Origin of the sequence: Bradyrhizobium sp. SHOUNA76 (assembly GCF_023006445.1) — a bacterium.
Classification (GTDB): domain Bacteria; phylum Pseudomonadota; class Alphaproteobacteria; order Rhizobiales; family Xanthobacteraceae; genus Bradyrhizobium.
The window spans coordinates 1-13,766 of sequence record NZ_JALBHA010000010.1; the positions used below are offsets into that span (position 1 = coordinate 1).

Annotated in this window: 10 protein-coding genes, 1 tRNA gene and 1 pseudogene; 3 read left to right on the plus strand and 9 right to left on the minus strand. The window is 64.2% G+C overall.

Annotation, left to right across the window (positions count from 1 at the left end; genetic code table 11):
- From MOV74_RS02880 to MOV74_RS02910, 7 genes and pseudogenes are all read right to left on the minus strand, one after another.
- Window positions 1–576, minus strand: a pseudogene (locus MOV74_RS02880) (RNA methyltransferase); the annotation flags it as partial.
- Window positions 569–1,303 carry a TlyA family RNA methyltransferase gene (locus MOV74_RS02885; RefSeq protein ID WP_246917650.1) on the minus strand — a complete coding sequence of 245 codons (735 nt, stop codon included), beginning with the start codon at window positions 1,301–1,303 and terminating at the stop codon, window positions 569–571. The gene MOV74_RS02885 and the pseudogene MOV74_RS02880, both read right to left, overlap by 8 nt.
- 397 nt (window positions 1,304–1,700) lie before the next feature.
- Entirely contained in the window at window positions 1,701–3,629 is a 1,929-nt protein-coding gene (gene dxs / locus MOV74_RS02890; RefSeq protein ID WP_246917652.1) for a 1-deoxy-D-xylulose-5-phosphate synthase, read from the minus strand.
- 617 nt (window positions 3,630–4,246) lie between these two features.
- Window positions 4,247–4,498 (minus strand): exodeoxyribonuclease VII small subunit, encoded by a 252-nt coding sequence (locus MOV74_RS02895; protein ID WP_008132970.1) that lies wholly within the window; start codon window positions 4,496–4,498, stop codon window positions 4,247–4,249.
- Between the two features lie 74 nt (window positions 4,499–4,572).
- Entirely contained in the window at window positions 4,573–5,502 is a 930-nt protein-coding gene (locus tag MOV74_RS02900) for a histone deacetylase family protein (protein WP_246917654.1), read from the minus strand.
- A 132-nt stretch (window positions 5,503–5,634) separates the two neighbouring features.
- Window positions 5,635–7,290, minus strand: a complete 1,656-nt coding sequence (locus MOV74_RS02905) for a bifunctional UDP-sugar hydrolase/5'-nucleotidase (RefSeq protein WP_246917656.1) — start codon at window positions 7,288–7,290, stop codon at window positions 5,635–5,637.
- Window positions 7,291–7,502: 212 nt separating this feature from the next.
- Window positions 7,503–8,261, minus strand: coding sequence for an enoyl-CoA hydratase-related protein (locus MOV74_RS02910; protein WP_246917658.1), 759 nt, complete (start codon window positions 8,259–8,261; stop codon window positions 7,503–7,505).
- Window positions 8,262–8,503: 242 nt separating this feature from the next.
- Here MOV74_RS02910 and MOV74_RS02915 point away from each other — a divergent pair, with 242 nt between their 5' ends.
- On the plus strand, window positions 8,504–9,742 hold the full coding sequence (locus MOV74_RS02915; RefSeq protein WP_246917660.1) for an MFS transporter: 1,239 nt from the start codon (window positions 8,504–8,506) through the stop codon (window positions 9,740–9,742).
- Between the two features lie 161 nt (window positions 9,743–9,903).
- Here the strand turns inward: MOV74_RS02915 and MOV74_RS02920 are convergent, their stop codons facing one another.
- Window positions 9,904–11,682 (minus strand): acyl-CoA dehydrogenase, encoded by a 1,779-nt coding sequence (locus MOV74_RS02920; RefSeq protein WP_246917663.1) that lies wholly within the window; start codon window positions 11,680–11,682, stop codon window positions 9,904–9,906.
- A gap of 264 nt (window positions 11,683–11,946) precedes the next feature.
- Here MOV74_RS02920 and MOV74_RS02925 point away from each other — a divergent pair.
- A tRNA-Gln gene (locus MOV74_RS02925) sits at window positions 11,947–12,021 on the plus strand.
- Between the two features lie 39 nt (window positions 12,022–12,060).
- Here the strand turns inward: MOV74_RS02925 and MOV74_RS02930 are convergent.
- Entirely contained in the window at window positions 12,061–12,453 is a 393-nt protein-coding gene (locus MOV74_RS02930; protein WP_246917666.1) for a hypothetical protein, read from the minus strand.
- A 2-nt stretch (window positions 12,454–12,455) separates the two neighbouring features.
- Here MOV74_RS02930 and MOV74_RS02935 point away from each other — a divergent pair, with 2 nt between their 5' ends.
- Complete coding sequence (locus tag MOV74_RS02935; protein ID WP_246917669.1) at window positions 12,456–13,424, plus strand: DEAD/DEAH box helicase; 969 nt, start codon at window positions 12,456–12,458, stop codon at window positions 13,422–13,424.
- Window positions 13,425–13,766: the final 342 nt, after the last annotated feature.

Here is a 13,766-nt window from a genome sequence, read left to right on the forward strand (position 1 = left end):
GAGGCCATTGGCGGTGGCGGTGACCTGGATGTCGAGCGGCTTGGTCACCGGCATCCTGGATGTCAGCGGCTCGGCGAGCGCCCAGGCGGCATCGAGCGCGCCGTCGAGCGCGGGATCGAGGATGGGGCAGCGATCAATTGGAATGACGTCGTGCGAGCTCGTCGCGGAGAAACCCACCTTGAGGATGTCATGCGTGCCGAAGCGGCCGTGCAGGGTGATGCGCCTGCGCCCGGCGCCGTGAGCATCGACCAGCGGCGCCACCGCGCAATCGATGCCGGCCTGCGCCAGTGTTTCGACCACGATGCCGCGCTTCCAGGCGTGATAGGGCTCGGCTGCCCAGTGCTGGATGGCGCAGCCGCCACAGACGCCGAAATGCGGACAGAACGGCTCGATGCGCTCGGAGCTTGCCACGTCTACCGCGAGCAGCTTGCGGCGATCGGGATGGCGGCCCGCGACGTGATCGACCTCGACGGTCTCGCCGCCAAGCGTGTAGGGCACATAGATCGCTTCGCCCGTCGCCATCGAGACGCCGTCGCCGCGATGGCCAACGTGATCGATCGTCAGACGTTCAACCACGGCGCGCCCCCAGGAAGAATTCGATATTGCCGTCGCCGCCCGCAATCGAGGAGGGAAATATCTCGATGTCGGTGCAGCCGAGCGAAGCGGCAAAGGCGGCGATGTCGTCGCAGATCTCCTTGTGCACGGCGGCGTCGCGGACGATGCCCTTCTTGTTGTGCTTCCTATCAGCCTCGAACTGCGGCTTGATCAGCGCCAGCAGGCTCATCGGCGCGGCGGCGAGGGAAAGCGCCACCGGCAGCACCGTCTTGAGCGAGATGAAGCTGACGTCGATGACGACGACATCGGGCCGTGCCGGCAGCCGCTTGCCGTCATAGCTGCGGATGTCGGTCTCCTCCATCGACACGATCTTTGGATGATCCCGCAGCGAGGGATGCAGCTGGCTGGTGCCGACATCGATTGCGAACACCAGGCTTGCGCCGTTCGCCAGCAGCACCTCGGTGAAGCCGCCGGTGGACGCGCCGACGTCGAGGCAGACATGATCCTCGATTTCGATCGGATAGCGCTCCAACGCGCCGGCGAGCTTGACGCCGCCACGGGAGACGTAGGGGTGCGCAGGCTCGGCCTGGATCACCGCATCCTCGGCAATCGTCTCGGACGGTTTTGAAACCTGCTTGTCGTCGGCCGTGACGAGGCCAGCCTCGATCGCCGCGCGCGCCCGCGCCCGGCTCTCGAACAGGCCGCGCTCGACCAGCAATACATCTGCGCGCTTGCGGGCAGGGGACATCACGCTCTCATGTGACACTTCTAGGGACGATTGATGGGATCATGTAGCGATCAATCGCGCGGCCGCCATCCGGACGCAAGCCTCGAACGTCAGACCCTGCATGTCGACCTCTGCGGTCTGCCCTCGGAGGTACGGTCCATGAAGCGGCTGACGCGGCCGACATTTTACGAAGCGAATGCCGAAAATTTGGATCGGGATGCGAGCCGCAGCGCGAGCTCTGCTGCCTCCCCCGCCTGCGGGGAAAGGCCGGGGAGAGGGTGTCTCCGCAAGCAAGGACTTCAAGAGGGGAAGCCTCACCCGACTGCGCGATAGCCGGGGCATCGCCCCGGCGTTCCTAGAGGATGGCCGCCGGAGGCGGCCTACGCTCTCCCGCAAGCGGGAGAGGTGAAACCAATCATCAGGCCAGCTTGACCGTCTCGGCCTTGACGTCCTTGCCGAGTGCCTCGAACACCTTGGCGACGATGCCCTTGGCGTCGAGACCGGCGCGGCCGTACATCGCGGCCGGGGTGTCGTGGTCCTGGAACACGTCGGGCAGCACCATCGAGCGGAACTTGACCATGCCGGTGTCGAGCACGCCCTGATCGGTCAGGTACTGCGCGACATGCGAGCCGAAGCCGCCGACCGAGCCTTCCTCGATCGTGATCAGGATCTCGTGGTCGCGGGCAAGCTTGAGCACCAGCTCGGTGTCCAGCGGCTTCATGAAGCGGGCATCGGCGATCGTGGTCGACAGGCCATGGGCCGCGAGTTCGTCGGCCGCCTTTTCGCATTCGGCGAGACGCGTGCCGAAGGAGAGCAGGGCGATCTTGCTGCCCTGGCGGATCATGCGGCCCTTGCCGACCTCGAGCGGAATGCCGACCTCCGGCATCTCGATGCCGCGGCCTTCGCCGCGCGGATAGCGCAGCGAGCTCGGACGGTCGTCGATCGCGACCTGGGTGGCCACCATGTGCACGAGCTCGGCCTCATCCGCCGCCGCCATGATCACCATGTTGGGCAGGCAGCCGAGATAGGCGTTGTCGAACGAGCCGGCATGCGTCGCGCCGTCGGCGCCGACAAGGCCGGCGCGGTCGATGGCGAAGCGGACCGGCAGGTTCTGAATCGCGACGTCGTGCACGATTTGGTCGTAGCCGCGCTGCAGGAAGGTCGAGTAGATCGCGCAGAACGGCTTGTAGCCTTCGCTCGCAAGACCGGCGGCAAAGGTGACCGCGTGCTGCTCGGCGATGCCGACGTCGAAGGTGCGATCGGGGAAGGCCTTATTGAAGATGTCGACGCCGGTGCCGGACGGCATCGCCGCGGTGATGGCGACGATCTTGTCGTCCTTCTCGGCTTCCTTGACGAGGCTCTGGCCGAATACGTTCTGGTAGGCCGGCGCGTTGGGTTTGGCTTTCGCCTGGGTGCCCGTCGCGACGTCGAACTTGACGACCGCGTGGTACTTGTCGGCGGAAGCTTCCGCCGGGCCGTAGCCCTTGCCCTTCTGGGTCACGACGTGGACCAGGATCGGGCCGGTCTCCATGTCGCGGACGTTCTTCAGCACGGGCAGCAGATGGTCGAGATTGTGGCCGTCGATCGGGCCGACATAGTAGAAGCCGAGCTCCTCGAACAGCGTACCGCCGTCCATCATGAAGCCGCGGGAATATTCCTCGACGCGGTTGGCGCGGTTGGCGATGATCTTGGGCAGGCGCTTGTTGATCTGCTTGGCCGCATCGCGCAGCGTGCGATAGGTCTTGCCCGAGTAGAGGCGCGACAGATAGGCGCTCATCGCGCCGACCGGCGGCGCGATCGACATGTCATTGTCGTTGAGGATGACGATCAGGCGCGAGTTCATCGCACCCGCATTGTTCATGGCCTCATAGGCCATGCCCGCCGACATTGCGCCGTCACCGATCACGGCGATAACGTTGTTCTTGCCGCCGGAGAGGTCGCGCGCGACGGCCATGCCGAGGCCGGCGGAAATCGAGGTCGAGGAATGCGCGGCGCCGAACGGATCGTAATCGCTCTCGCTGCGCTTGGTGAAGCCGGACAGGCCGCCGCCGGTGCGCAGCGTGCGGATGCGGTCGCGCCGGCCGGTGAGGATCTTGTGCGGATAGGCCTGATGGCCGACGTCCCAGATCAGCCGGTCGCGCGGCGTGTCGAAGACGTAATGGATCGCGGTGGTGAGCTCGACCACGCCGAGACCCGCGCCGAAGTGACCGCCGGTGACCGAGACGGCATCGATGGTCTCCTGCCGCAGCTCGTCGGCAACCTGGCGAACCTGCTCGATCTTGAGCTTGCGCAGGTCGTCCGGCGTCCGGATGGTGTCGAGAAGCGGCGTTTTACTGTATGCGTTCACGGCGATTTCCAATTTGTCAGCGCCGGAAGGTCGTTCCGGTGCGCGATGGGTTTGCACAATATCGGCGCAGCGCGAGTCCTCAAACCGTCGGAGCCACCTGCATGGGGCAAGGCCCCGTCTTCAAGCTTAGGTAAGCTTAAGTGCGCTCCGGTTCAGTCTCTGTGATCCCTGTCACTTAGATCGGCTTCGTCCGTCCCAGCCAATTTCATCAGCAGTTTGAAGCGCTTGTCGTCGGTAATCGGTGCCCACGCAAGGCTTGCAAAAAGCCACACTCCGCGCAGCTTTACACCAAAGCTTGGGCCAAAGCCAACCCGCCGGACCGATTAGGGGTATGCAGATGCAACCGGCGGGCCAGAGTGGTTAACTGTGGTCCGCGACGAGGGGTTCCCGGCTTGGCTGGTTTCCTGGCGGCTTTTTCGCCGCGAATCAGATCTTTTTCGGTCCCGGAGCCGCTGATTGCCCCGTGGCCAGCAGTGGCGCCTGCGATGGAACTGTCATGTCTCGTGGGACGGCGCCCTGCGATCCTGAAAACTCGGCCCGCTACGCAGCCATTGCCGTGTCACAGTGCCAAGCGCGTCAGAAGCCGAGCGAGGAAACGTGTGTGGGACAGTTTTGGCTTATTGCACGTCGAGCGGCGCAGTGCCGGTGGCCTGGCCGCTGGCATCGGTGGTGATCTTGTCGACGCGGGCCTCGGCCTGGCGCAGCAATTCCTCGCAGCGGCGCTTCAGCGCCTCGCCACGCTCGTAGATCGTCACGGATTCTTCGAGCGGCACCTTGCCGTCTTCGAGCCGCTTCACGATCGTTTCGAGTTCCTCGATCGCGCGCTCGAAGGTGAGCCTGGAGACGTCGACTTGGGTGTTTTCGGCCATATCCGTTTCCGATTGCCCGATTCGCTTTCCTTGCAGTGAAAGCGGGTTTTGCGGGCTTAATGTGGCGGGCGTCGTCAGGCACCCATCAGGGCGCCGACATGCGCCGTAACAGATTCTTTCAGTCCTTGCAGGTCATAGCCGCCCTCGAGCACCGAAACAACGCGTCCCCCCGCGGACTTGTCGGCGAGATCCATCAGCTTGCGCGTCACCCAGGCATAGTCCTCCGCGCGCAAATTCAGCGAAGCCAGCGGATCGCGATAATGCGCATCGAAGCCGGCGGAAATGACCACGAGCTCGGGGCTGAATTTTTCGAGTTGCGGCAGGATCAGGTTCTCGAACGCGGAGCGGAATTCCGGCCCGCCGTCCTCGGAGGCAAGCGGCGCGTTGACGATGGTGTCGTGATCGCCGCGTTCGCTTTTCGCGCCCGTGCCCGGAAACAGCGGCATCTGGTGCGTCGAGCAGTACATCACGGTCGGGTCCGACCAGAAAATGTCCTGGGTGCCGTTGCCGTGATGCACGTCGAAATCGACGATGGCCGCGCGCTTGATGCCGTATTTGCGCTGCGCATGGCGCGCGGCGATGGCAACATTGTCGAAGAAGCAGAAGCCCATCGGCTTGCCGATCTCGGCGTGATGGCCGGGCGGGCGCACCGCGACGAAGGCGTTGCGATGCTCGCCCGCCATCACCGCTTCCGTCGCCGCGACTGCGCCGCCGACGCCGCGCATCACCGCTTCCCACGTGCCCGGCGACATCGACGTGTCGCCGTCGATATAAACCTGTCCGCTGGTCGGCGCGATGTGGCGCAGCTCGGTGACGTAATGCTCGTTGTGGCAGAGCGTGACGAGATCGAGATCGCCTTCCGGTGCCTGGTCGCGCACCAGAAACTGGAAACGCTCATGAGACAGCGCTTCTTCCACCGCCCGAAGACGATCCGGCCTCTCAGGATGTCCCGGCGGCGTGACATGGTCGAGGCAGGCCTTGTGGGAAAGGAGAAGCGTGCTCATCAGGTCGGCCTCACAGGAAACGGGCTTTTGGCGTCGTTGGCGCATCCGGCGCCAAAACGCAATGCAGAACCCAATCTATGCGCTTGGGCGGCAATGGCAAAGGGTTGTCCGGCCCGGCCGGTTTGATCCGGATCAATTCACGCGCAGGATGCGGCTCGGCGGTAGCGGACCGATCGGCCCGTGTGCCCGGAAGAACGCAAACAGCGCGTCCGCGTCGTAGCCGCCATATTGTGGCGCCGTGCCTTGTTTGGCGATGGTAAAACCGTCGCCGCCGACGGCGAGGTAATCGTTGAGGGTGACGCGGTAGCCGCTTCCAGGTTCGATCGGCCTGCCGTTGAGCGTCATCTTCTCGGGGATCACGCGCTCGCCGAATGGCTTCGCCGCATCCCAGGCATAGCTGAATCCGTTCGACACCTGGAGGATCCGCGGCCGCTTCGGGTCCAACCATTGCTGCTCGAGCATGTCCCTGAGCTGGCTGCCGGTCAGCGTCATCGTGACGAGGCGGTTGCGGAACGGCTGGCTGGCGAAAACATCGCCGAAGGATATCGCGCCGTTCTCCTTCGGGACGATGTCGGTGCGGATGCCGCCGGGATTGGTGAGCGCGATGACAGCGCTCCCATCTTTGGCTTCCCTGGTCGCAGCAAGCTGCGCGTCCGCGATGACGTCGCCGAGCGGGCTTTCGCCGGCCTCGTTCGGCACGCGCGACAGCGTCTGCGTCACCGATCCGGCCGGCCGGTTGGCGATCGGCGCTGAGAGCCTGTCGTAGGCCTCGATCAGCGCGGTCTGTTCCGCGTCCCTCGCGAGTGAGGCATTGGCGACGATGACGTTCTCGCCCCTGGCGCTGACGATGTCGCGCGTTGTGGGATCGAGCTTCAGGTCGATCGCGGTAACCAGCGTGCCATATTTGTCGCCGCTGGTGACGAGCCGCCCGTCGATGTCGCAGACATAGGCGCGATGGGTGTGGCCGCTGACGACGACGTCGACGGCGCGGTCGAATTTTTTGACGATGTCGACGATCGGCCCCGTGATAGCCGGGCATTCATTGTAGTCGCCGGCGGGCTCGCCGCCCTGGTGGATCAGCACCACGATCGCCTCGACGCCGCGCGCCTTGAGCTGCGGCACGAGCGCGTTCACCGTCTCGGCTTCGTCGCGGAATTCGAGCCCGGCGATGCCCGACGGCGAGACGATGCCCGCGGTCTCCTTCAAGGTCAGCCCGATGAAGGCGACCGGGATGCCGTCGAATTCCCTGATCTCGTATGGCGGCAGCACGCTGTTGCCCGTCGCGGTCTCGATGGTGGATGCCGCGAGATAACGGAATTTGGCGCCCGTGAAGGGGTGCGGTCCCTGGCAGCCGTCGAGCGGATGGCAGCCGCCGTTCTGCATCCTGAGCAGCTCGGTCTTGCCCTCGTCGAATTCGTGGTTGCCGACGGACGTGATCGCAAGCCCCATCATCGAGAGCGATTCGATCGAGGGCTCGTCGTGAAACATCGCCGACAGGAACGGGCTCGCGCCGATCAGGTCGCCGGCGGCGACGAAGATCGTGTTCTTGTGCCCTTCGCGCAGCTGCTTGACCAGCGTCGCCATGTATTCGGCGCCGCCGGCCGCCACCATCACCTTTCTGGCCTTATCCTCGGGATCTCCGATGCGGATGCCACCCGGCGGCGGGCGCAGATTGCCGTGGAAATCGTTGATCGCGAGGATGCGCAGCTCGACCGGTGGGACGGTCTGGGCCGAGGCGGGGAGGGTGCTGGCGAGGGCGAGGGCGGTGAGGAGGGATCGGTATCGCATGGAACCAAGATTAGTCATTCCGCGCGAAGTTTTCACGAAGCACTGTCGTGAACGTGCCGCGGCCGGATGAGGTTTCTCTCCCGACCACCGTCCCGTAGGGTGGGCAAAGCGAAGCGTGCCCACGTCTTTCGCTGTCATCGACAGATGGTGGGCACGGCGCAAATGCGCCTTTGCCCACCCTACGATTCGGACACGCGGAGGAAATGTGCACCCTACCGCTTCTTCCTGTTCGCGAACGCATTGAATGCGGCCACCGCTTCCTCCGATTTCAGCCGCTCGCCGAACAGGTGACCTTCCTGGTCGATGCGGCGGGTGAGCTCTTCGGCCGGCGTGCGTAGCAGTTTGCGCGAGGTCGCGACCGCCTCGGCCGGCAGCCGGCAGATCTCGCGCGCCACTTTGCGCGCCTCGACCTCGGTATGTCCCGGCGACACAACGGCGTTGACGAAGCCGGCGGCATGCGCGTCTGCGGCGGAAAAAGTCCGCCCCATCACCAGCATCGCGAAGGCGCGCTGGTAGCCCATCGTGTTCGGCATCAAGAGGCTGGCCGCGCCGACCGGGACGAGTCCGAGATGGATATAGGGCGCGGAGAAGGTCGCAGCGTTCGAGGCCAGCACATAGTCGCAGTGGAACAGCATCACGGTACCCATGCCGATCGAGGCGCCGTCGACGGCTGCGATGATCGGCTTGGTATTGAGGGCGAGCGAATAGAGAAATTTTGCGCCCTCCGACAGCGTCTCGGGGCGCGAGGTGTCGGCGTGCATGAAATCGTCGATGTCGTCGCCGGCGGTGAACACGCCGGAGCCGCCGGTGATGATCATGCAGCGGATATCAGGGTTGTTCTGCGCGGTGTCGATCGCGCGGCCCATCTCCCGATACATGTCCTGGGTGATCGCGTTCTTCTTGCCCGGGCGACGCAGGGTGATCACGCGCGTTCCGCGCTCCTCGGTGATCACGATGTTGCCATTCGGCATGTGAGCCCCCTGCGCTCGCTGCGACCTCGCCGCTTCGCGAGTCTCGCCAAGCGTCAGCCTACATCATCTCGCAGGCGTGCCAATGCGCTGGCTCAATCTTTTCGGCGCCAATTTCCGCACGGCCGGCGCATGACAGCCGTTGCCGCGGCGCCCCGCAACAATTGGCTACAATGTTTCATTTGAAAAACCGGTGGTTGTGGTGCACGATCTGGCGCGGTTCCATTTGGCCGATTGCTCGATTGATGATTGCCGCAACCCGCGTCGACGAATCCTCGCTGCACTACCGCGGCTGGCGCGTCGTGCTGGCCTGCTTTCTGATGGCCTTCTTCATGTTCGGCTTCGGCCTGTACGGCCAGGGCGTCTATCTTGCCGAGCTGCAGCGCGCCCATGGCTGGCCGGGCACACTGGTCTCCGCGGCAAGCACTTTCTCGTTCCTCCTGACCTCCGTGCTCGTCATCTTTACCGACGATCTGCTCGCCCGCATCGGGTTGCGCTCGCTGATCCTGTGCGGCCTGGTCGCGCTCGGCGCCTCGACGGTGCTGCTGGCGCTGATGCAGACGCCCTGGCAGCTCTATCTCGCCTATGGCCTGATGTCGGTCGGCTGGACCGGCATGGGCACCGTGGTGATCGCGACCGTGCTGAACTCCTGGTTCGAACGCCGGCGCGGGCTCGCGCTCAGCCTCGCGTTCAACGGCGCGACCTGCGGCGGCATCGTCCTCGTTCCGCTGCTGCTGTCGCTGTCCGGCAGCATCGGCTTTCGGTCTGCCATGCTGGCGGCCACGACGGCGATGATAGTGCTGGTGCTGCCGGTGGTCGTGATCTTCATCGGCTGGCCGACCGGGATGTCGCTGGCATCGGACGGGCGTTCCTCCGGCGGCGGCGCGGCCGCACCAGGCCGATCCCGCAAGGCGCTGCTCGCCAACGCGGCGTTCTGGACCATGGTATTGCCGATCGCCATCGCGCTGCTGGCGCAGATGGGATTCATCATCCACCAGGTGAGCTTTCTCGAGCCGCTGATCGGCCGCTCCGCGGCAGGGCTCGCGGTCACCGTCATGGCGGCGATGGCGGTGGTCGGCCGGCTCTCGCTCGGCCTGTTTGTCGACCGGCTCGATCCGCGGCTCGCCTGCGCGGCCTCGATGACGAGCCAGGCGACGGCGCTGTTCGTTCTCCTGCAGAGCACGAACCCGACGATGCTGCTGCTGTGCTGTGCCGTCTACGGCTTCTCGATCGGCAACATGATTACATTCCCACCCTTGATCATCCAGCGCGAGATCGGCGCCAGCGCCTTCGCCGCCGCCATGGGATTGGGCACGTCGATCAGCGGCATTGTCAGCGCCTTCGGTCCAGGTATCGTCGGGCTGGTACGGAGCTTCACCGGCAACTACACGACGGCGTTTGCGATGTGCGTGGTGCTGGATCTCGCCGCGGCGGGCATCGTGCTGTGGCGGCCGGGGGGAAGGGCGAAGCTCGCAGCTTCGTAGCTTGAGCTGGGTTGCCTCTCGTGCCCCGGACGCAGCGCAGCGCTACTTCAGCGGTGCGCTGCAGAGCCGAGGCCCATGTCACCCGATCGCGTTTTCGGCCTGGGTCCCGGCTCTGCGCAGCAACGCTCCGCGTTGCAGCGCGTCCGGGACACATGAGGCAACTACCCCAGCAACACCGCATCCGCCGCGGCGACCGACTCTGCGCTTTCCGTCACCGTGCGCTCGAGCGCGGGCGCCTGCACCGTAATGTTCTCGGCGAAGAAGCGTGCGAGCGAGACGTAGCGCGCGGCGTCCGTGTTGCCGTCGGCCTTGGCGGCGAGCGCCTCGGAGGCGAGCAGGCAGCCGCCGAGCGTGGCGCCGAACTGCTGCAGATAAGGCGTCGCACCTGCAAGCGCATCGTTCGGTGCGGACGCAACGCGCTCCAATAGCCACTTGCTGGTGCGCGTCAAGGCCTCAAGTGCCTCGCGCAGCTTCGCGCCCGCGGTGCCGAAAGCGGGATCGTTGGAGGCCTCGACCTGTTTGATGGTGGCCGCGAGCTCATCGAGCAGCGCCCACACGGCAGCGCCGCCATTGGCCGCCAGCTTGCGGGTGACGAGGTCGATCGCCTGGATGCCGTTGGTGCCCTCGTAGATCGCGGTGATGCGGGCATCGCGATAGTGCTGCGCCGCGCCGGTTTCCTCGATGAAGCCCATGCCGCCATGGATCTGCACGCCGAGATAGGCGACCTCGTTGCCGACGTCGGTGGAATAGCCTTTCGCCATCGGCGTCAGCAGCGCCGCGCGCGCGGCGGCATCAGCCCGCACCTTGGGATCCCTGGCGCGCGTCGAGACGTCGATCGCGACCGCCGTCGCATAGCAGATGGTACGCGCGGCCGCGGTCTGCGCCCGCATCCGCATCAGCATGCGCTTGACGTCGGGATGAACGAAGATCGCGTCCGAACCATCGCCCTTGCTGCCGACGGCGCGGCCCTGCTTGCGCTCCTGGGCGTAGGTCAGCGCCTGCTGATAGGCGCGGTCGGCAACGCCGACGCCCTCCAGGCCGACGCCAAGGCGGGCTTGGTTCATCATCGTGAACATGCAGCGCATGCCCTGGTTCTCTTCGCCGATCAAGAAGCCGATGGCGCCGCCATGATCGCCCATGGTCATGGTGCAGGTCGGGGACGCATGCATGCCGAGCTTGTGCTCGACGCCGCTGGCGAAGATATCGTTGCGCGCGCCGAGCGATCCGTCGGCATTCACCATGAACTTCGGCACCAGGAACAGCGAGATCCCCTTGGTGCCGGAGGGCGCATCGGGCAGGCGCGCCAGCACGAAATGCACGATGTTGTCGGTCATGTCGTGCTCGCCATAGGTGATGAAGATCTTCGTCCCCTTGATGCGATAGGTGCCGTCGGCCTGCTTCTCTGCACGGGTACGCAGCGCGCCGACGTCGGAGCCGGCCTGCGGCTCGGTGAGCTGCATCGTGCCGGTCCATTCGCCGGAGACGAGCTTCTCGAGATAGATCTTCTTCAGCTCGTCGCTGCCATGCGCCTCCAGCGCCTCCATCGCCGAGGCCGTCAGCAGCGGGCAGAGGCCGAAGGCGACGTTGGCCGCGCTCCAGATCTCGGTGCAGGCGGCATTGATCGCGAGCGGCAGGCCTTGGCCGCCGAAATCTTCGGGGCCGGACACCGCGTTCCAGCCGCCTTCGGTCCAGCGCTTGTAGGCGTCCGGCCAGCCCGGTGCGGTCGTGACCTTGCCGTCGTCAAGCTTGATGCCGTGCTCGTCGCCGACCTTGTTGAGCGGGGCCAGGACGTCAGTTGCGAACTTGCCGGCTTCCTCCAGCACGGCCGCGGCGATGTCGGCGTCGAAATCGCCATAATGACCGGCTTCCACGGCAGCCTTGAGGCCGGCGCCATGGTTGAGCGACAGCAGCATGTCATTGATCGGCGCGCGGTAGGTCATGGTTCACTCCCGTGGACAATATTGGCGCCGTATTCCCACGAAACGAAAGCGGTCTCAATGGGCCGGGAGATGGGGGGATGGCGTCGGCCCGGAGCGGAGCAACCCGGCTGCATCTATATTAAAGTGAGAAGGGGCGGGTTGGTGGACCCGTGTGGTATTTTGCCCCTCCAGGCGGTTGAAATGCCGCGCCGCTCCCTATAGACCGGCAGCACCTGAGGGGAATCCGCGGTAGTCCGATTTTCCGCCGGTCCGTCAGTCACCTGTTGGGGCGTAGCCAAGCGGTAAGGCAGCGGATTTTGATTCCGCCATTCGGAGGTTCGATCCCTCCCGCCCCAGCCAGAAGCCAATGCGTTGATTTTGCTATGAAAACGGCCTTTCTCAAGACGGAATTTCCGGCGCATTTGAAAATTCCGCTTGCCTTGCATTTGGAAATTCTGTGCTGGTTTCGTTTTGGTCGACGGCAGATGAAAGTCGTCGCGCGTTGAACGTCGCTCGACTTATCAAAATACGAATTGAGCGGATGCATATCGAACACGAAAGCACTCTTGAGGGCGCGCTTCGGATCACTCCTGCGCTTGCAGGCGGTGTGCTGCCAATCCAGGGGCCACCGGTACCGGGAAGTCCTTCACCGGGGCGCACATGATTTGTCGTCTGCTCAAAGACGGCAAGCGCGTCGGCGTCACCGCTAACAGCCATAAGGTTATTCGCAACCTGATCGACAAGGCGGTTGAGGTAGCTCGGGCGGCGGGACAGGCCGTCCAGGCCGGGCATCGATGCTCGGCAAACGCTCTGCGACCGATCTCGTACATGCTTATCTTGATAATCCCAAGGCGATTGGGGCGATCAGCTGCGGCGAAATCGCTGTCCTGGGCGGCACGCCATTCTTCTGGGCGCGTGAGGATGTGGCGAACAGTGTGGATGTGCTCTTCGTCGATGAAGCGGCGCAAATGTCGCTAGCCAACGTTCTGGCCGTTTCGCAGGCTGCTCCCCAGGTCATTCTGTTGGGCGACCCCCAGCAACTGGACCAGCCCATGCAGGGATCGCATCCCGACGGCACTGGCGTATCGGCGCTTCATCACATCCTCGCCGGTCGCCAGGCGATTGTTCTCGATCAAGGTCTCTTTCTTGAAGAGACCTGGCGGATGCATCCGGCGATTACTGCCTTTAATTCGGAGCTGTTTTACGACACCAAACTGCATGCGGTCCCCAAATGCGCGCAGCAGAACGTGACCTCCACAGGGGTATTCCTCGGAACGGGGCTGCGGTACGTGCCGGTTTCTCACACCGGCAATCAGTCCAGTTCGATTGAAGAGGCCGAAGAGGTTGCGCGAATCGTGACCTCTTTGCTGTCTTCACGAACGCAATGGACAGACCGGGACGGCAAAACGAAAGAGCTGGAGCTTTCCGACATTATCATCATCGCTCCGTACAACGCCCAGGTCTTTGAAGTTCAGCAGCGCATTCCCGGTGCGCACGTCGGCACCGTCGACAAATTCCAGGGGCAAGAGGCCGCTATCGCGATTTATTCTCTAGCTACATCAGCGTACGCCGATGCGCCGCGCGGAATGGAATTTCTCTACAGCGCCAATCGTCTGAACGTTGCGATTTCCCGCGCTAAATGTCTCGCAATCATGGTCGCGTCTCCGGCTATTTTTGAGGCCGAATGCAAAACACCACGCCAGATGCAACTGGCGAATGCGTTCTGTCGTTTCCTTGAACTGGCGCAGATGATCACGCTTTAGTTGGGATGACGGGATGTGCGCGCCGGTATTTCCGTACAATCGAAATAGATGCCGACGTGCGGAAAGGCTTTAAGCGCCCGTTTTGAAACATTACGCATTCGCCCGTGTGTGACCTTGTGCAGATCCTTGGGGCATCTGTGCGGGGTGCGCGACACTCATCGTGGTCGAAGCGAGGACGAGGTCCAGAAGCTGAGTGGTCCACGGGTTACCAGGCGGGTAGCTCGGGCCGCGCCCGTCGCCGAGGGACAATCCCTTGGGGCGTGCACACGTAAGTCTTTGGGAAATCTGGCGAAAGAAGGGCTTGCGGTGGCCCGAGCCTGACGTCACTGTGGTTGCAAAAGG